At 73.1% G+C, this 15873-nt stretch carries 17 protein-coding genes; 6 read left to right on the top strand and 11 right to left on the bottom strand.

Annotated elements, in window-relative coordinates:
- Positions 1-25: 25 nt before the first annotated feature.
- On the top strand, positions 26-814 hold the full coding sequence (locus AB0C03_RS27235; RefSeq protein WP_030329589.1) for an HAD family hydrolase: 789 nt from the start codon (positions 26-28) through the stop codon (positions 812-814).
- Entirely contained in the window at positions 811-3183 is a 2373-nt protein-coding gene (locus AB0C03_RS27230; protein ID WP_030329587.1) for a glycoside hydrolase family 65 protein, read from the top strand. Before AB0C03_RS27235 ends, AB0C03_RS27230 begins: the two co-directional genes overlap by 4 nt.
- Before the next feature lie 43 nt (positions 3184-3226).
- Here the strand turns inward: AB0C03_RS27230 and AB0C03_RS27225 are convergent, their stop codons facing one another.
- Positions 3227-3421 carry a hypothetical protein gene (locus AB0C03_RS27225; protein WP_030329585.1) on the bottom strand — a complete coding sequence of 65 codons (195 nt, stop codon included), beginning with the start codon at positions 3419-3421 and terminating at the stop codon, positions 3227-3229.
- Positions 3422-3613: 192 nt separating this feature from the next.
- Between AB0C03_RS27225 and AB0C03_RS27220 the strand changes: the two genes are divergently transcribed.
- Positions 3614-4267 carry a dienelactone hydrolase family protein gene (locus tag AB0C03_RS27220; RefSeq protein WP_030329583.1) on the top strand — a complete coding sequence of 218 codons (654 nt, stop codon included), beginning with the start codon at positions 3614-3616 and terminating at the stop codon, positions 4265-4267.
- On the opposite strand, the gene AB0C03_RS27215 is transcribed toward AB0C03_RS27220, so the two are convergent.
- Complete coding sequence (locus AB0C03_RS27215; RefSeq protein ID WP_051708223.1) at positions 4268-5368, bottom strand: AI-2E family transporter; 1101 nt, start codon at positions 5366-5368, stop codon at positions 4268-4270. It abuts the gene before it with no gap.
- Between the two features lie 213 nt (positions 5369-5581).
- Here AB0C03_RS27215 and AB0C03_RS27210 point away from each other — a divergent pair, with 213 nt between their 5' ends.
- Entirely contained in the window at positions 5582-5752 is a 171-nt protein-coding gene (locus AB0C03_RS27210; RefSeq protein ID WP_247675748.1) for an antitoxin, read from the top strand.
- A gap of 61 nt (positions 5753-5813) precedes the next feature.
- Here AB0C03_RS27210 and AB0C03_RS27205 read toward each other — a convergent pair whose 3' ends face one another.
- A complete protein-coding gene (locus tag AB0C03_RS27205) occupies positions 5814-6419 on the bottom strand; it encodes a hemerythrin domain-containing protein (RefSeq protein ID WP_030329580.1) in 606 nt (201 codons plus the stop codon).
- A gap of 172 nt (positions 6420-6591) precedes the next feature.
- Between AB0C03_RS27205 and AB0C03_RS27200 the strand changes: the two genes are divergently transcribed.
- The gene (locus tag AB0C03_RS27200; RefSeq protein WP_030329578.1) at positions 6592-7908 is read left to right on the top strand and encodes an FUSC family protein; all 1317 of its coding nucleotides are present in this window, start codon (positions 6592-6594) and stop codon (positions 7906-7908) included.
- A 10-nt stretch (positions 7909-7918) separates the two neighbouring features.
- On the opposite strand, the gene AB0C03_RS27195 is transcribed toward AB0C03_RS27200, so the two are convergent.
- The 8 genes from AB0C03_RS27195 to eccB all read right to left on the bottom strand — a co-directional run bounded on the left by AB0C03_RS27195 (position 7919) and on the right by eccB (position 14520).
- Positions 7919-8563 (bottom strand): C39 family peptidase, encoded by a 645-nt coding sequence (locus AB0C03_RS27195; protein WP_030329576.1) that lies wholly within the window; start codon positions 8561-8563, stop codon positions 7919-7921.
- 223 nt (positions 8564-8786) lie between these two features.
- Positions 8787-9194, bottom strand: coding sequence for a pyridoxamine 5'-phosphate oxidase family protein (locus tag AB0C03_RS27190; protein ID WP_030329574.1), 408 nt, complete (start codon positions 9192-9194; stop codon positions 8787-8789).
- Between the two features lie 30 nt (positions 9195-9224).
- Positions 9225-9566, bottom strand: coding sequence for a YkvA family protein (locus AB0C03_RS27185; RefSeq protein ID WP_030329572.1), 342 nt, complete (start codon positions 9564-9566; stop codon positions 9225-9227).
- 33 nt (positions 9567-9599) lie between these two features.
- The gene (locus AB0C03_RS27180) at positions 9600-10418 is read right to left on the bottom strand and encodes a hypothetical protein (RefSeq protein ID WP_357639724.1); all 819 of its coding nucleotides are present in this window, start codon (positions 10416-10418) and stop codon (positions 9600-9602) included.
- A gap of 154 nt (positions 10419-10572) precedes the next feature.
- Positions 10573-10947 (bottom strand): hypothetical protein, encoded by a 375-nt coding sequence (locus AB0C03_RS27175; protein ID WP_357639721.1) that lies wholly within the window; start codon positions 10945-10947, stop codon positions 10573-10575.
- A gap of 205 nt (positions 10948-11152) precedes the next feature.
- Positions 11153-12448 carry a WXG100 family type VII secretion target gene (locus AB0C03_RS27170; protein ID WP_357639718.1) on the bottom strand — a complete coding sequence of 432 codons (1296 nt, stop codon included), beginning with the start codon at positions 12446-12448 and terminating at the stop codon, positions 11153-11155.
- Positions 12441-12851 (bottom strand): hypothetical protein, encoded by a 411-nt coding sequence (locus AB0C03_RS27165; RefSeq protein ID WP_245233545.1) that lies wholly within the window; start codon positions 12849-12851, stop codon positions 12441-12443. Before AB0C03_RS27165 ends, AB0C03_RS27170 begins: the two co-directional genes overlap by 8 nt.
- A 46-nt stretch (positions 12852-12897) precedes the next feature.
- A complete protein-coding gene (gene eccB / locus AB0C03_RS27160) occupies positions 12898-14520 on the bottom strand; it encodes a type VII secretion protein EccB (protein WP_357639716.1) in 1623 nt (540 codons plus the stop codon).
- Between the two features lie 163 nt (positions 14521-14683).
- Between eccB and AB0C03_RS27155 the strand changes: the two genes are divergently transcribed.
- Positions 14684-15871, top strand: a complete 1188-nt coding sequence (locus tag AB0C03_RS27155; RefSeq protein ID WP_210864953.1) for a type VII secretion protein EccE — start codon at positions 14684-14686, stop codon at positions 15869-15871.
- Positions 15872-15873 lie beyond the last annotated feature (2 nt).

Here is a 15873-nt window from a genome sequence, read left to right as displayed (position 1 = left end):
CCAGCAGGGTGGATAGATTCGTACCGTGCTGGGCCTACCTGCTCACGTGACCGCCTGTCTCTTCGATCTGGACGGTGTGCTGACGCAGACCGCCCGCGTACACAACGCCGCCTGGACGCAGACCTTCGACGAGTTTCTCCGCCAGCGCGCCGCGGCCTCCGGCACGCCGTTCCAACCGTTCGATCCCGGCCCGGACTACAACCGCTACGTCGACGGCCGGCCCCGGGCCGACGGCGTCCGGTCGTTCCTCGCCTCCCGGGGGATCGTGCTGCCCGAAGGCGACCCGGACGACCCGCCTGAGGCGGAAACCGTCAACGGCCTGGGCAACCGCAAGAACGTCCTGCTGCTGCACCGTCTGCGCAGCGCCGGCGTCGAGGTCTACCCGGGCTCGGTGCGCTACCTGAAGGCGGCGACCGCCGCCGGGCTGCACCGCGCCGTGGTCACCGCGAGCGCGAACGGGGCCGAGGTGGTCGCCGCCGCCGGATTCGAGTCACTGCTGGAGGCCCGGGTCGACGGGCTGGTCGCCCGCGCCCAGGGACTGCGCGGCAAACCACACCCCGACACCTTCCTCGCCGGGGCCAGGCTGCTCGGCGTCGACCCGACACAGGCCGCCGTCTTCGAGGACGCGCTCTCCGGGGTGGCCGCCGGCCGCGCCGGTGGCTTCGGTTACGTGATCGGCGTCGACCGGGTCGGGCAGGCTGACGAGCTGCTCGCCCACGGCGCCGACATCGTCGTGACGGACCTCGCCGACCTGCTCGACGTCGCCGACCCACCGACGCCCACCCCCACCGCCACCGAACGGGGCTCCGCATGATTCGTGAGCGCGCCTATCCGGTCGAGCCGTGGCACGTCCGGGAGACCCGGCTGGACATGGACGTGCTGGCCCAGTCGGAGTCGGTCTTCGCGCTCTCCAACGGGCACGTCGGCCTGCGGGGCAACCTCGACGAGGGCGAGCCGCACGGCCTGCCCGGCACCTACCTCAACTCGTTCTACGAGCTGCGCCCGCTGCCGTACGCCGAGGCGGGCTACGGCTTCCCCGAGTCCGGGCAGACCATCGTCAACGTCACCAACGGCAAACTGATCCGGCTGCTCGTCGACGACGAACCGCTCGACGTGCGCTACGGCGAGCTGCTCGCCCACGAGCGGATCCTCGACATGCGAGCCGGGACGCTGCACCGGGAACTGCACTGGCGCTCGCCCGCCGGCCGTGAGGTCAAGGTGCGCAGCACCCGCCTCGTCTCGTTCACCCAGCGGTCCGTGGCCGCCATCAGCTACGAGGTGGAGGCCGTCGACGGCCCGCTGCGGCTCATCGTGCAATCCGAGTTGGTGGCAAACGAGTCGCTGCCCGCGCAGAGCAAGGACCCCCGGGTCGCGGCGGTGCTGGAGTCGCCGCTGCTGGCCGAGGAGGAGTTGACCACCCCCGACGGCGGGCAGCTGATCCACCGCACCAAGGTCTCCGGTCTCCGGGTCGCCGCCGCCATGGAGCACGAGGTGCACGGCCCGGACCACACCACCATCGAGTCAGAGGGCTACCAGGACTGGGTGCGCACCACGATCGCCTGCGTGCTCAAGCCCGGCGAGAAGCTGCGGGTGATCAAGTACCTGACGTACAGCTGGTCGAGTCGCCGGTCACTGCCGGCGCTGCGCGACCAGGTCGGCGCGGCACTGGCCGGCGCCCGGCTGGACGGGTGGGACGGGCTCCACCGGGAGCAGCGCAACTATCTCGACGCGTTCTGGGACGCCTCCGACGTGCTGGTCGAGGGCGACCCGGAGGTGCAGCAGGCGGTCCGGTTCGGTCTCTTCCACGTGTTGCAGGCCGGCGCGCGCGCCGAGCAGCGGCCGATCTCGGCGAAAGGGCTGACCGGCCCCGGTTACGACGGCCACGCCTTCTGGGACACCGAGATGTTCGTCCTGCCGGTGCTCACGTACACCCAGCCGAGCGCGGTACGCAGCGCGTTGCAGTGGCGGCACAGCACGCTGGATTCGGCGCGGGAACGGGCCGAGACGCTCAACCTGCGGGGCGCCGCCTTCCCCTGGCGGACCATCGAGGGCCCGGAATCATCCGGTTACTGGCCGGCCGGCACCGCCGCCTTCCACATCGCCGCCGACATCGCCGACGCGGTGCGCCGCTACGTGATGGTCACCGGGGACACCCAGATGGAACGGGAGATCGGGCTGGAGCTGCTGGTGGAGACCGCCCGGCTGTGGCGCTCGATCGGCCACCACGACCGGCACGGGCGGTTCCACATCGACGGTGTCACCGGCCCGGACGAGTACACCGCTGTGAAGAACGACAACGTCTACACCAACCTGATGGCGCAGCGGAACCTGCTCGCCGCCGCCGACGTGGTGATGCGCTACCGGGACGAGGCGTTCCACCTCGGGGTCACCGACGAGGAGGCCGCGAGCTGGCGGGACGCCGCCACCTCCATGCACGTCCCGTACGACGACGAACTCGACGTGCACCAGCAGGTCGAGGGCTTCACCCGGCTCCAGGAGTGGGACTTCACCCACACCCCGGCGGAGAAGTACCCGCTGCTGCTGCACTACCCGTACTTCGAGCTGTACCGCAAGCAGGTGGTCAAGCAGGCCGACCTGGTGCTCGCCATGCACTGGCGGGGGGATGCCTTCACCCCCGAGGAGAAGGTGCGCAACTTCCTCTACTACGAGCGCCGCACCGTACGCGACTCGTCGTTGTCGGCCTGCACCCAGTCGGTGCTCGCCGCCGAGGTGGGCCACCCCGAACTCGCGCACACCTACCTGCGTGAGGCAGCGCTGATGGACCTGCACGACCTCAACGAGAACACCCGCGACGGCGTACACATGGCGTCGCTGGCCGGTGCGTGGCTCGCCCTGGTCAGCGGGTTCGGTGGTCTGCGGGACCACGACGGCGGGCTGTCCTTCGCCCCCCGGCTCTCCAGCCGGCTCAGCCGGTTGGAGTTCTCGCTGCAGTGGCGCGGGCTGGCGTTGCGGGTGGACGTCCGACCGCACCAGACGACGTACTCGCTGCGCCACGGTGGCCCGGACGACGTGGTGGAGCTGCGCCACCACGACCAGCTACTGCGGGTGACCTGCGACGAGCCGGTGACCGTGCCGGTGCCGCCGGCCGATCCGTCCGGCCCCGCGCCCGAGCAGCCACCGGGCCGCTCGCCGCTGCTGCGGCTGCCCGAGCGCGAACAGTGACGGGTGGGGCGGGAGTGTTCCCGCCCCACCCCGCACTGGTCGATCAGACCGGCTCGCCGGTCGACGGACGGCCGATCGCGTCCCTGGGCGCCGCCGCCTTCGGGTCGTCGGGCAGCCGGGCCGACGCGGCCTGGTCGCCGAAATCCTGGTCCCCGAAGTCCTGGTTACGCTCGGCGTCCTGTTCCCGCTGGGCCTGCTCGGTCAGCTGCTGCTGCCGGGAGATCTGCTGCTTGGCCATGGCGATCCTCGCGATCCGTCGGGGCGCGGTGGCGCCGACACGGTCTGCGGTCGCTCGTCGCGTACCCGACGCCCCAGCGGGCAAACGCGGCCCGGCGGGCGCGCCCACGGCCCGGCGGTGACACCGCCCCGGCGTGCGTGGCGCGCGCCGGGCCGGGTACGCGCAGCACCGGTGAGCACCCGGAGGTGAGGCATGGACGAGCAGCGCAGCACGGTGATGGTGCCGATCGGGGAGGCCCAGCTCCCCGCCGACCTGACGCTGCCCGCCCAGCCGGTCGGCGTGGTGCTGTTCGCGCACGGCAGTGGCAGTTCCCGGCACAGCCCGCGCAACGTGTCGGTGGCCCGGACACTGAACGACAGTGGGCTCGCCACCGTGCTGGTGGATCTGCTCACCCCGGTCGAGGACGAGGTGGACACGCGAACCGCCGAACTGCGCTTCGACATCGGGCTGTTGGCCAGCCGGCTGGCCGGGATCGTCGACTGGCTCGCCACCGGGCGTCCGGCCGGCGACGTGCCGATCGGCCTGTTCGGGGCCAGTACGGGTGCTGCCGCTGCCCTGGTCGCGGCGGCGTCGCGCGCCGATCGGGTGGCTGCCGTGGTCAGCCGGGGTGGTCGGCCGGATCTGGCCGGGGACGCGCTGGCCCAGGTGCGTACCCCGACGTTGCTGTTGGTGGGCGGGCTGGACGAAGAGGTGATCGCGCTCAACGAGCAGGCGCTGGCCGAGCTGGGGGAGGCCGGCGAGCTGCGGGTGATCCCCGGCGCCACCCATCTCTTCGAGGAGCCGGGCACCCTTGAGCAGGTCGCCGACCAGGCCGCCGCCTGGTTCACCGCGCACCTCAGTCGATGATCACTGCGTGGGTAGCAGGGCCGAGGCCGAGCGGCGCTGTTGGACGGTGTCGATGACCCTCCAGAGGACTGCGGTGATCGGGACGCTGACGAAGGCGCCAGCGATCCCCGCGATCAGCGTGCCCGCGGTGACCGCCACCAGGATCACCGCCGGATGCAGCCGGACCTGCCGTTTCATGACCAGTGGTTCCAGCAGGTTGCCCTCGATCTGCTGGACGGCGATCACCGCCGCGAGGGTGAGCAGGGCGGTGGTGGGACCGTTCGCGGCCAGCGCCACCAGCACCGCCACCGCGCCCGCCACCGTCGCCCCGATGATCGGCACGAACCCGCCGAGGAACGTGATCAACGCCAGCGGCAGGGCGAGGGGCACCTGGAGCACCACGAGAGCCAACCCGATGCCCAGCGCGTCGACAGCGGCGATGAACATGGTGCCCCGGCTGTACGCGCCCAACGTCTGCCAACCGGCCCGGCCGGCCTCGGCCAGCACCGGCTGGTTCGGGCCGGACACCCGCGACAGCACCCAGTGCCACATCGACCGGCCATCCTTGAGCAGGAAGAAGAGCAGCACCAGCGCCAGCAGCGCGGAGCCGAACACCTCGGTGACGGTCCGGGCGCCGGCCACCGGGTCCGGAGAGCTGCCACTGAGCCCCTGCCGGGCCTGGTCCACCAACCGGTCCAGCTGTGCCTCGCTGACCGGCAGCGTGGACGTCACGAAGTCGCGGCTGCGATCCACCCCCTGCGTCAACTCCTGGCTGAGCTGGTCGAACTGGCTGGCGGTCAGGTTCCACACCAGTGCGCCGACGCCGACCAGGATGCCGAGCAGCAGCAGGACCGTGCAGAGCGCGGCGAGCGCCGCCGGCAGCCGCAACCGGCGCAGCAGCAGCAGGACCGGATCGAGCAGCGCGGTGAGGAAGATGGTGGCGGCCAGCGCGATGGCCAGCGGCGCCAACAGGACGGCGATCTTGCCCAGCAGATAGAGCCCGGCGGCGACCACCACCAGGCAGGCGCTCCACAACACCGCGGTTCGGACCAGCCACGGCAACGCCGTCCAGGTCTGGCGCGGCCCGGGGCCGCCTGTCGCTCCGGGTTCCTCTGCGGCCATGTCGGTCCTCCTCGATCTCGACGAGGTCGGTACCCGGTCGGTCGTGCCGCGACACCCGAATGACCGGCCGGCGCCCGCGCGGATCGTACGCCGGCCGGGGTGACGCGGGTGGGTGTTCGCCAATCGCCCCCGCGACGGCGGCGTTTGCGCTGTCGGGTCGAGGGAACGCGAAGGGGACGGACCGGACTGAGGAGGAACGCCGTGGGTGACTTCATGGACAAGGCCAAGGACTTCGCGGACAAGCACGACAAGCAGGTCGACCAGGGCGCGGAGAAGGCCGGCGAGATGGCCGACAAGCGCACCGGCGGCAAGTACGACGACCAGATCGACAAGGGCGTGGACCAGGCCCAGGCGCGTACCGGTGAGGGTGACCAGGTCCGCTGACCCGCGCTGCTCCCGGGCCGCGTCGGCGACCCGGGAGCGCCCGGTCCACCCGGTGCGCGGGTCAGCGCTGTCGCTTGTGGTGTAGCTCGTCCATCGAGGTGGGCCGGCCGCTCAACGCGTCGCGTAGCCGGTCGACCAGGCCGATGCCGGGTGCGATCAGCTTGTTCGCCGGCGGATGGTCCGGGCTTCCCGGATGTGGCCGGGTCGGCCCGATCTCCTTGATCGCCGTCACCTTGGCCGCCGCCTCGACCAGCTCCTCCCGGGCGGTCGCCGCGCGCAGCCGCGGAAAGAGCTCCTTCTCCTCCTCCGCCACGTGACCGCGCACGATGGCGGTCAACTGGGTGAGCAGCTCGTCGAAGCGGGGGGCGGACGCGTCGGTGGACTCCAACTCCTTCATGGTTCGTTCGGCGTCGGCGTGCTCCGCGATCTCGCGGTCGGCGATCTCGTTGCCGTCGGGCAGTACCTTGCGGGCGATCGGATACACGTACGCCTCCTCGGCCACCGAGTGGCGGACGAGTTCGGCGATCACCACGTCGACGAGGTGCCGGCGGTGCTCGGGGGTGCCCTGCCGGGTCGCCAACTCGACGAGGACTGCCTCGATCTCCCGGTGGTCGGAGACCAGGATGTCGACGGCGTCGTGGTCGTCGGCGGTCGGTGGATTGGTCATGTGACGGCCCCTTACCGGTTGCGGATCGGTGGGAGGTGTGTGGCTCTGGTACCCCCACGGGGCTGCGCAAACCAATGGTTGACGATGTGTTCGGGGGTGTCGTTGGGGCTCGCCGGGAGACGGCTTGCCCAGCCGCCGAGATTGCCCCGCCGTTGCCGGGGTAACCGCCGCCATGGCCGACGACCGCCCACCCGCCGACCTCCGACGGTCGCGGCTCGACGAGACCGCCGAGCGGACGGTTCGGCGGGTTCGGCACCGTGGTGGGCAGGCCGGCAAGATCCGAGCCCGGCAGTGGGAGATCACCCTGGTGATCTCCGTCCAGTCCGGGTTGGCCGCGGCGATCGCCGCCCTCCTCGCCGACAGCCTGCTCGGCCAGGGATCGCACGTCTTCGCTCCCGCCGCCGCCGTCGGTACGATCGCCACCGCCATCGGGCAGCGGGCCCGGCGCACCTTCGAGCTGTTGGCCGGCGTGGCCCTGGGCATCATCATCGGCGACACGCTGCGATTCCTGCTCGGCTCGGGGCCGTGGCAGACCGGCGTGGTCGTCGCGCTGGCCATCGCCGCCGCGTTGCTGGTGGCCGGGAAGGGTGGCCCGCTGGTCGGTCAGGCCGGTGGTACCGCGGTGCTGATCGCCACGCTGGCACCGATGGAACGTGGCCTGGAGCTGCCCCGGATCTTCGACGCGCTCGTCGGCGGGGCGGTCGGCCTGGTGGTGGTCGCCCTGTTGTTGCCGGTCAACCCGATGCGGGTGCTGGACCGGGCCGCGGCGCCGATCTTCACGATCGTCTGCGAACAACTCGCCGAGCTGGCGCAGGCGCTGCGCGACCGCGACGGTGCCCGGACCCTGGGCGTCCTGGAGCGGCTGCGCGGCACCGATGACGACCTGGGCCGGCTGCACGACGCGCTCAGCGGCGCCGAGGAGGTGGTCACCATCGCTCCGGTCCGTTGGCACCGCCGGCAGCAGTACCACCGGTACGCCCGCAGCGCCGCTCACCTGGAGCGGCTGTTGCTGGACAGCCGTGCCATGGCCCGCTGGTCGACCACGGCGCTGCAGTACGACGAGCCGATCCCGGCGGAGCTGCCGGAGGCGATGCGTCGGTTGGGCCAGGCGGTGGTGGTGATGCGTACGGAGTGCAGGGTCGGTGACGACCCCCGGTGCACCCGCCAGTTGGTCGAGCAGTGCGCCGAGTTGGCCGGGCGGGCCTCGGAGAGCGGGGTCCACTCGTTCGGCGAATCCCTCGTCACCGGACTGCGTACCGCCGCCAGCGATCTGCTCCGGGCCGCCGGTTGCGAACCCGTGGACGCGAACCGGATCGTGCGCCGGGCGGCCGGTGCCGGCGAGGCGGAGATCCACCCGCCGGTTCGGCGAGAGCTGCACCGGACCCGACCGACGCGGGCCGCCCGGGCCCGTCGGCGCGCACACCTCGCCGCGCGGAGCCGTAACGAGAACCGGGCCGGCCTCCCCGCACGGGAGAGGCCGGCCCGGTGAACCGTCACGGTCAGGAGGAGTAGCCGCGCTCGGCGATCCAGTTGGCGACCTTGGGCAGGCTCATCCAGTACTCGCCCACCGCCGGGTCGGCCGGGTCGGCGACCCGGATGGTGTCACCGCCGTCGCGGTAGCCAACCAGGGTCAGGTAGTGGCCGCCCTCGTACGAGTGCGGGTTGCCGTCGGTGTCGACTGTCGTGCCCTTGATGTTCGCCACCACCGGCCGGCCGGCGTCCACGGCGGCCAGCACGTCCCGGCGCAACTGCTCGACCTGGTCCGGGCGGGCCACCGAATCACGGATCTCGGTGGTCCGGTACTTGCCGCCGGTCAGTTCGTTCAGCACCCGGGTGGTGTCCAGGGCCGAGGGGGTGCCCGCCTCGGTGGTGCCGAGCAGTCGGGCCACCTCGTCCTGGGAGAGCGCCTTGCCCTGGGCGGACAGCGCGATCCGGGTCGCGGCCGGGCCGCAGTAGTAGAAGTTCGGCTGGGCCTGGTAGTCGACGCCGAGGATCCGCTCGGCGTGCCTGTCGTTCTGGCTCGACGACGCCGGGGCGGCCGGCGCCGGGGCGGCCTGCGCGGCCACCGCCGGGCCGAGGGCGCAGCCACCGGCGACAAGCAGGCCGGCGACGGACAGGCCGCTCTTCTGGACGATCGGGTTCATTGTCGAGTCTCCGTTCGGGGGTTGGCGCCTCCGGCAGGCGGACGGCGGCAGCACCGGGAATGGCGCTCGGCGCAACACAGGGGCCGACCATCGGTGGTCTCGGCCCAGGGCGTACCGACTGCGTAACCGCTCTGCTTCACCGAGAATTCCGCCGGCTGTGGGCACCGGGGACGGCACAACCTCCCGGCCGGCCCGAACCGGTCATCGGGGACGAACGCTCCGCTCAGAGACTGCCCAACAGCCTGGTCACGGTGATCTCGATGACCACCCGCTCCGGATTCGGGCGCGGTGTCCGGTACCGCTCGGCGTACCGCCGCTCCGCCTCCGCCACGGCGGCCGGATCCGACCGCAGCACGGCGCGACCCTCGACGGTCAACCAGCGGCGGCCATCCACGTGGCACACTGCCACCGCCGCGCCCTCCGGGCCGGCCGCCGCCACCTGGCGGGCCTTGCGGGAGGTGCCGGAGGTGATCACCCGGGCCAGCCCGGCCGCCGGGTCGAGGGTCACCCCGACCGGTACGACGTGCGGGGTGCCGTCCGCACGCACTGTCGTCAGCGTCGCGAGGTGCCGTTCCGCGCAAAAGGCGGCAACACGCTCATCGTGCAGGTCCAACCGATGATCGCCCGCCATGCCCGTCCCCCGTCCCCGAACCGACCTGGATCATCGCACGCGGCGGCGGGCCCGCTCCGGGTTCGGTGGGGCGTCCGGCTGACCGGGCAGCTGGCGACCAGCCGCCCGCCGCTGGTGCACCAGCCGGGTCAGATAGATCAACGCGGCGGCCAGCACCCCCATGTCATCCAGGTAGATCGGGTCCGGCAGCACGTCGACCGGGAAGATCGTGTAGATCAGCGCCCCGTAGAAGGCGACCTTGCCGCCCGCGCCGAGCCCGGTCAGCATCCGCCGGGTACGCACCACCCGCACCGCCAGCACCACGGCACCGACCAGTGTGGCCAGCGCCAGGATGCCGGCGACCACCACGAGGACCCACGCCTGTCGGGACATGCCGTCACGCTAACCCAGATGAACCCGCCGGGCTCAGAACGCGGGCACCGTCGCGCGGCCGCGGGCGGTCACCTTGTTCTCCCGGGTCTGCTCCACGTTCTCCCGGGCCTGCGCGCCCAACGGTCGGGCAACCTCGCTCAGCGGCAGCACCGACGCCGACTCGGCGACCCGCCGTCCGGTCGCCGCGTGCGCCTCCTCGCGCAGACTCCGAGCCGCGGCCACCGCCAACTCCGCCGCCCGCCACGCGGCCTGCTCCCGCTCGCGGGCCGCGGCGTGCCTGGCCGCCAGGTTGTCCCGGATCGCCCGCTGGAGCACCAGCTCCTGCTCGACCGGGTGCAGTCGCGGGTCCCAGCCGTCGCGATGCGCGAAGACGTCGCTGAGCTGCTCCACCGACAGCTCCCGCCGCCAGTACGCGTCCAGGGCCGCCCGGTGCAGGTAGCGTTCGCGGTCGGCGTACTCGGCGGGAGTCCGTGCGGTGTGCGGCAGCGGCATCGCGGCCGCCGCGTCGAGCCGCCGCACGCCAGCCTCGGCCGCCTCGTACGCCGACCAGGCCGCCTCGACCTCCTCCTGCGCGGCCACCCACTCCGCCCGGCGACGCCGCACCGTGGTGCTCGCCCGTTCCGCGGCCACCGCGACCTCCTGCGCGTAGCGGCTCTGCTCCCGCTCCTCCTGCGCCTGTTCCAGTTGGCTCGGCATGGCGGCGCGGCGGATCCGGGCGCCCGGATCGAAGCGGAACCGGCCCGGCCGCAGCAGCAGCGCGGAGACGGCGACAGCGACCACCCCGAGCAGGCTCAGCCAGATGACGGCGGCCCGGGAGAGGTCCGGCAGGACGGCGGAGAGGACGGTTTGCATGATCAGCACCTCGCGGTCGAAGGCGGGTATCGACGGGCGGCAGGAGGGCGCGGCAGCACCGGTCGGCCCGGTGGCGGGGTCGTCCCGTCGACGGCCAACTCAGGTGCCGTACGGGATCAGCCGGGATCGGGCCCCGGGGGTCGCCGGGCCTGGCTCAGCGGGCGGGCGGGCCGCGTCGCGCGGGAGTGTCACGGCCGGGATCGATGGCCGGAACGTACGCCAGGAGCGCCGCGACCGGACCGGTCGCGGCGGCGGTGTCGGCAGTGGCGGTGTCGCGCGTGCCAACCGGCGGGGCGACAGCGGGCCGGCTGGCCCGTTCGACGGCCGGGCTGGCGTCGGGGCGGACACTCGTCACCCGACTGCTCACGGCGCTGGGCCGCAGCTGCGTGGGGGCGGGCGGTGGGGACGCGGAGAGAGCGGCACCAAGGCCGACCGCGAGCACCAGCGCGGTGACCGCCAGGCGGGTCAGTTCCCGCAGTGACCGCAGCACAGCCCACCGAACCGGGCGGACAGCAGCTGCGGACGACACCCGACCAACCTATCGCCAGCGCTGGCGAACCGCAGCACGGCGACGGGCAACGCTGGCGTGACAGCCACCACCATGGGCACTGTGGACGCCGCCGACCGGAGCCGGAAACGGCGGTGCCCCCGACCGGATCAGGTCCGATCGGGGGCACCGCGCGTGGTCCGGGTGGCGTCGCCGGTGGTGCGGGCCCGCCGGTGGCGGACCGTGGTCAGTTGCCGGTGCCGAGCACCGGGGGAGCGGGCTTCTCGTCGCCCTGCCACACCATTTCGTCCTCGGTCAACCAGGTCAGCCGCTCGTCGGAGTCGTCGTCCTGCCCCCGACCGTGCCCACCGAGCACACCGGGACGGCCGCCGCCGGACCCCGGTCGGGCGTTGCCGCCGGCCACAGCCGCCCGGCCGCCGGCCCCGCCGCGCTGACCGTCAATGCTGCGCCCGACGCCGTTGGCGGCGCGACTCTCCGCCGGGGACGCCGCACCACCGGCCGGCCGAGCCGACGCGGGGGCCGCGTTGCCCGAGCCGGCGAGCGCGCCGCTGCGCAACACCCCGCCGGCCGGTGCCCCGCCCGACGCTCCGTACAGCAGGCCGGGGCCGGTGCTCGTCGCGGCGGGCGCGCCCGCCGGCGTGGACAGACCCGCCAACCCGGCGACACCCCCGCCCAACAGCGCGCCGCCGACCACCGGGTCCGCCCCGGCGAGAGAGGTGCCGCCGCTGGGGATGACGCTGCCGGCGCCGACCGGGCCGGTGCCCACAGCCGGGCTGCCACCGGTGCCCGCGCCGACCTCGTCAGTGCCGGAACCGTGGCCCGGCAGTTCGGCGGCGCGGTCCGGCGTCGAGATGGTCGCGTCACCCGTGCGCGCGGTGTGAGTGCCGGTGTTGGGGCCACTCGTCACCCTGGCGATGGCCGAGACGCTCTGCGGCGTCGTCGGATCCTTGCGGGCGGTGGTCGGCGTGTCCGGGTCCGGCGGAGGCGGCTCGACCACCCGGTCGTAGGTGGAGATGTCGTAACTGCTGGCCAGATCGGCCACCAGGTTCACCATCCGCTGGTGGGCCTTCTCCTGCTCGGCCTTGTCCTGCTGGTGGCCGGCGATGCCCCCGACGATCAGACCGGTAAGACCGAAGACCGCGCCACCCTTGATCGCACCGCCGATCGCCTTGTCGTTGTCGTCGGTCTCCTCCGGGCTCTCGGCCTGCTTGTGAGCGGCCCGCAGGTGGTCGGCCATCATGGTCAACCCCTGCTTGACGCCGGCCATCCCCTCGCCCAACGCATCGGTGTGGGCGACGATCAGGCTGAGGCGCCGGTGGAACTCCCGACCCGCCGAACCCGTCCAGGTGTTGGCGAGCTTGTCGAGGTCGCCGCTCAGCTCCCGGCCGAGGCCGTCGAGGATGCCCTTGAGCTCGGCCCACTGGGCGGCCACGCCCTCGACCTGCTCCGGCTTGCCCGCCATCAGGCCGTCGTACAGCTGCTGGTGGCTGCTGCCCTGGTAGCGCTGGGTGTACTCAGACACGCCCGTCCTCCTTCGGCTGGAACGCCCGGTCGACCGGGTTCAGCGCGGCGGTGACGTCGTCGGCGTTGGCCGCGTTACGCGCCTCGGCGGTGCGGTAGTTGCTCAGGATCGTGCTCGTCGCCTGCTGAGCCGCCAGCACCGCCTGTCGGATGCGCTCGGCCTGCTCCACGTAGGACTGGTGGACCTCGCTGTAGCGACGCGCCTTGTCGGTGGCGTCGAAGAACGAGCCCAGCGCCGGAGGGCGGCACTGCATCTCGGTGTTGAGCTTGCGCAGCACCGACTCGGCCTGGCTCAACCGAGACGCCAGGTGATCGTGGAAGTCCTCAAGGGACAACAGGTCGACTTCCGTACGCCCGGCCATGGCAACATCCCCGTCGTTCTGGTTGACAACCGTCAGCGACATCAAGGTTAGTCCACCCGTGCGACTCCGGGCGACCCGTCCAAGCTGCTCAGCCGTCGGCGTCGGTCGATTCCGCCGACCCCCCGCCGCCGGCCCCGCCGCTCGCCGGTGCGCCGCTCGCCGGAGCCGACGGTGTCGAGCCCGACGGTGGACCAGCGGACGGCGACCGGGACGATGGCGTGGCTGACGGCGAGCCCGAGGGCGGTGCCGCCGATGGCGAGGCCGACTTCGGTGCGGCCGACGGTGGCGCGGCCGGCGCCGGCCCGTCGGGAGCGAAGACGGCGAACGCGTCCTCGCGCTTCAGGGTGGGCCCGGTCGGGATCAGCGCGAGCAGGGAACCGGGCACCGCCAGCGGGGTGACCCCGCCGTAGCCGAGCACCTCCAGCGTCTCCGCCGAGCCGAGCGGATACCGGATGCCCTGCGGGCTGATCAGGTAGATCGTCGCACCGGCGGCACCGGAGCCGCTGGTCCCGGCACCCGGTGAGGCCTGCGCGATGACACCCTTGCCGCCGGGCAGCAGCACCGCCTCGGCGGTGCGTACGGCGTCGCGCCCGGTCTGCCGCACCGGCACCAGCCCCGGATCACTGTCGGTCAGCTCATCCGGCACCCGGTCGAACACCTCCAGGGTGGTGGTCGGCGGACCACCCGCGCTGCCCTTGCGATACGTCGCGCACACCGTCGTCTGACCGGGCTGGGCCGGGTAGAGGGCGGGCACCGTCGGCGGCAACCCCTCCTCCTCGATCCGCTGCTCCTCGAACGCCTCGCTGGCGTCGTTCGGCGTGATGTCGGTGATCCGACCGCTGCCGCTGGTCTGGAGCAACGCGGTGATCTCGCTGATCGGCACGAGCGCGTCCCGGGTCAGCACGTAGTGTCGCCCGGCAGCCTTGAACACCGAACCGACGTTGTACGACTTTCCGGCCACCGTGCGGTTGCTGGGCCCGCCCTCACCGGCCAGCGACATCCTGCGCAGCGGTGGCCCGGCCGGCACGGCGTTGAGCAGTTGCTGCCCGATCTGGAGTCGCTCGGTGCCGGCCATCCGCAGCGCCGTCATCGTGCGGGCCGGGTCGAGCAGCTGGAGCCGCCTGTTGTTGGTGATGAGGTAGCGCTGGTCGTCCACCGAGACCAGCACCCCCCGGTCGCCCAGCGGCGTGCCGCCGGGCAGCGCCCGGTCGATCACCAGCCGGGTGCTGGAGCGCTGCCGGTCGACCGGGTCGGGCACGTCACAGACCGACCACGGCAGCCCGGTCAGCGACTTGCGGTCGGGCAGGGCGTCCGGTGCGCCGACGATGCCGACGGTCACGCCCCGGGGCCGGTCCCGCAGCGACGCCTGGGACATCGTCCGCACCTCGGCGGCCGCGTCGTTCACGATGAGGCGCGCCGACGTGTAGTTCAGCGTCGGGTGCAGCTTCCCCTCGATGAACACGTACGTCGCGCCGGTCTCCCGTTCGATGACCAGGGTCTTGTCGTCCAGCGGCGCCGCACCGCCGGTCAACTGGCCGTACGCGCCCACCCCGCCGAGCACGATGGCCGCGGCGAGGACACTGCCGAAGACGGCCATGCCGAGCCGTCGCATCGGCAGGTTGGTGGTCTCCGGGTCGCCCGACAGCAAGGCGGAGACGATGCGGCGGGTGACGAAGCGGTACGCCTGCACCTGATCGCGGCGGGTCCGCATGACTTACCTCCGGCGGGGTGTTTCCACGACGATCAGGGGCAGGGTGCCGTCGCGGGCTTCCCTACGATAAGGGGCCGACGGTGCTTCCTTGGGACCACCGCTCGTGGCCGGCTCCGGAGGAGACCCGGCGCAGAGTCGTACCGTGCAGGAGGGACAGTCAGCGATGACGCAGGTTCAGGCGCCACCCGCCCGAGCGGTCACGGACCCTGTCGACGTTCCGACCCGGCTGACGCCGCCGGCCGAACGACCCGGCCGTGGACGGGTCGGTCCCGTGCTGGTCGGGCAGCTCGTCGTACTGGAGTTGTGCGTGATCGGCGTCTGGGCCGCCACGGCGGGGCCCAGCTGGCTGCTCGCCGCGGTGGGCGCGGTGGCGCTGCTGGTCGTCCTGGCGGTCTTCGCCCGTCGCGGTGGCCGCTGGTGGTTCGAGGACCTGCTCCTGCGGCGTCGGCTGCGGCGTCGCGGCGAGCGGGCGTCGGCCGCGCTGGCCGACGGCACGGCGAGCGACCCGCGGTTGGCGGCGCTCGCCCCCGAGCTGAGCATCATCGAGCTGACCGACCGTGGCACCCGGCTCGGCATCGGGCGCGACGACCAGGGCTGGTTCGCCGCCGTCGCCCTGCAGTCCGCCACCGGCGCGGCGGTCGGCTCCGTCGACGCGTCCGCTGTGGACCGCGCGCTGGGCGTGCTCGCGGACTTCAACGCCCCGGTCTCCCGGGCCCAGGTCGTCGCGCACACGCTGGTCTGGTATCCGGCACCCGGTGCGCCGCCGGCGGCGCACCGGACCGTCTGGGTGGCGCTGCGGCTCACCGTCCGCGACGCCCGGGTCGAGGCGGTGAGTCGGGGCGGCGGGCTGACCGGCGTACACCGGACGGTGGCCGCCGGGATCGGCCGGCTCGGCAAGGCGCTGACCTCGGCGGGGCTGGCCCACCGCCCGTTGGGCCGGGAGGAGCTGCGCGCGGCGATCGTCTCGGCCGCCGGTCTGGACCTGGTGCCCGAGGTGCCGGCGGAGAGCTGGCGTGGGCTGCGCGGCGGCGGCTGGACGCACCGCTGCATGGCGCTGCGAGGCCGCTCCGACGCTCCGCTCGGCCCTCTCGTGGACGCGATCACCGCCACCTCGGCGCCGTCGCACACGGTGGCCGTGACCGTCTCGGCGGACGGTCGGGTGGCGGCGCCGCTGGTGCGGGTCGCGGCGATGGACAACCATGTCGAGGCGCTGGTCAAGGTGGTCCGCGAGGTCGCCGACCGCGCGGGCGGGTCCACCCGGCCGATGGACGGTCAGCATGCCCCGGGCGTCTACGCCACCGCTCCGGTCGCGTCGGCGCTGGGCGTCCTGACCGGTCCGCGGTCGCGCTGACC

The sequence above is a fragment of the Micromonospora parva genome (assembly GCF_040649675.1).
Classification (GTDB): Bacteria; Actinomycetota; Actinomycetes; order Mycobacteriales; family Micromonosporaceae; genus Micromonospora; species Micromonospora parva.
Note: the sequence above shows the minus strand (reverse complement) of the source record. Positions and strands in the feature narration are given on the sequence as shown.

What these genes read in the sequence shown, in the direction of transcription:
- AB0C03_RS27185 (WP_030329572.1), bottom strand. Translation starts at nt 9,566, where the DNA reads ATGTCCCGACAGGCGTGGGTCCTCGTGGTGGTCGCCGGCATCCTGGCG.
- AB0C03_RS27220 (WP_030329583.1), top strand. Translation starts at nt 3,614, where the DNA reads ATGGACGAGCAGCGCAGCACGGTGATGGTGCCGATCGGGGAGGCCCAG.
- AB0C03_RS27205 (WP_030329580.1), bottom strand. Translation starts at nt 6,419, where the DNA reads ATGACCAATCCACCGACCGCCGACGACCACGACGCCGTCGACATCCTG.
- AB0C03_RS27225 (WP_030329585.1), bottom strand. Translation starts at nt 3,421, where the DNA reads ATGGCCAAGCAGCAGATCTCCCGGCAGCAGCAGCTGACCGAGCAGGCC.
- AB0C03_RS27195 (WP_030329576.1), bottom strand. Translation starts at nt 8,563, where the DNA reads ATGAACCCGATCGTCCAGAAGAGCGGCCTGTCCGTCGCCGGCCTGCTT.
- AB0C03_RS27215 (WP_051708223.1), bottom strand. Translation starts at nt 5,368, where the DNA reads ATGGCCGCAGAGGAACCCGGAGCGACAGGCGGCCCCGGGCCGCGCCAG.
- AB0C03_RS27165 (WP_245233545.1), bottom strand. Translation starts at nt 12,851, where the DNA reads ATGTCGCTGACGGTTGTCAACCAGAACGACGGGGATGTTGCCATGGCC.
- AB0C03_RS27180 (WP_357639724.1), bottom strand. Translation starts at nt 10,418, where the DNA reads ATGCAAACCGTCCTCTCCGCCGTCCTGCCGGACCTCTCCCGGGCCGCC.
- AB0C03_RS27155 (WP_210864953.1), top strand. Translation starts at nt 14,684, where the DNA reads ATGACGCAGGTTCAGGCGCCACCCGCCCGAGCGGTCACGGACCCTGTC.
- AB0C03_RS27230 (WP_030329587.1), top strand. Translation starts at nt 811, where the DNA reads ATGATTCGTGAGCGCGCCTATCCGGTCGAGCCGTGGCACGTCCGGGAG.
- AB0C03_RS27210 (WP_247675748.1), top strand. Translation starts at nt 5,582, where the DNA reads ATGGACAAGGCCAAGGACTTCGCGGACAAGCACGACAAGCAGGTCGAC.
- AB0C03_RS27200 (WP_030329578.1), top strand. Translation starts at nt 6,592, where the DNA reads ATGGCCGACGACCGCCCACCCGCCGACCTCCGACGGTCGCGGCTCGAC.
- AB0C03_RS27190 (WP_030329574.1), bottom strand. Translation starts at nt 9,194, where the DNA reads ATGGCGGGCGATCATCGGTTGGACCTGCACGATGAGCGTGTTGCCGCC.
- eccB (WP_357639716.1), bottom strand. Translation starts at nt 14,520, where the DNA reads ATGCGGACCCGCCGCGATCAGGTGCAGGCGTACCGCTTCGTCACCCGC.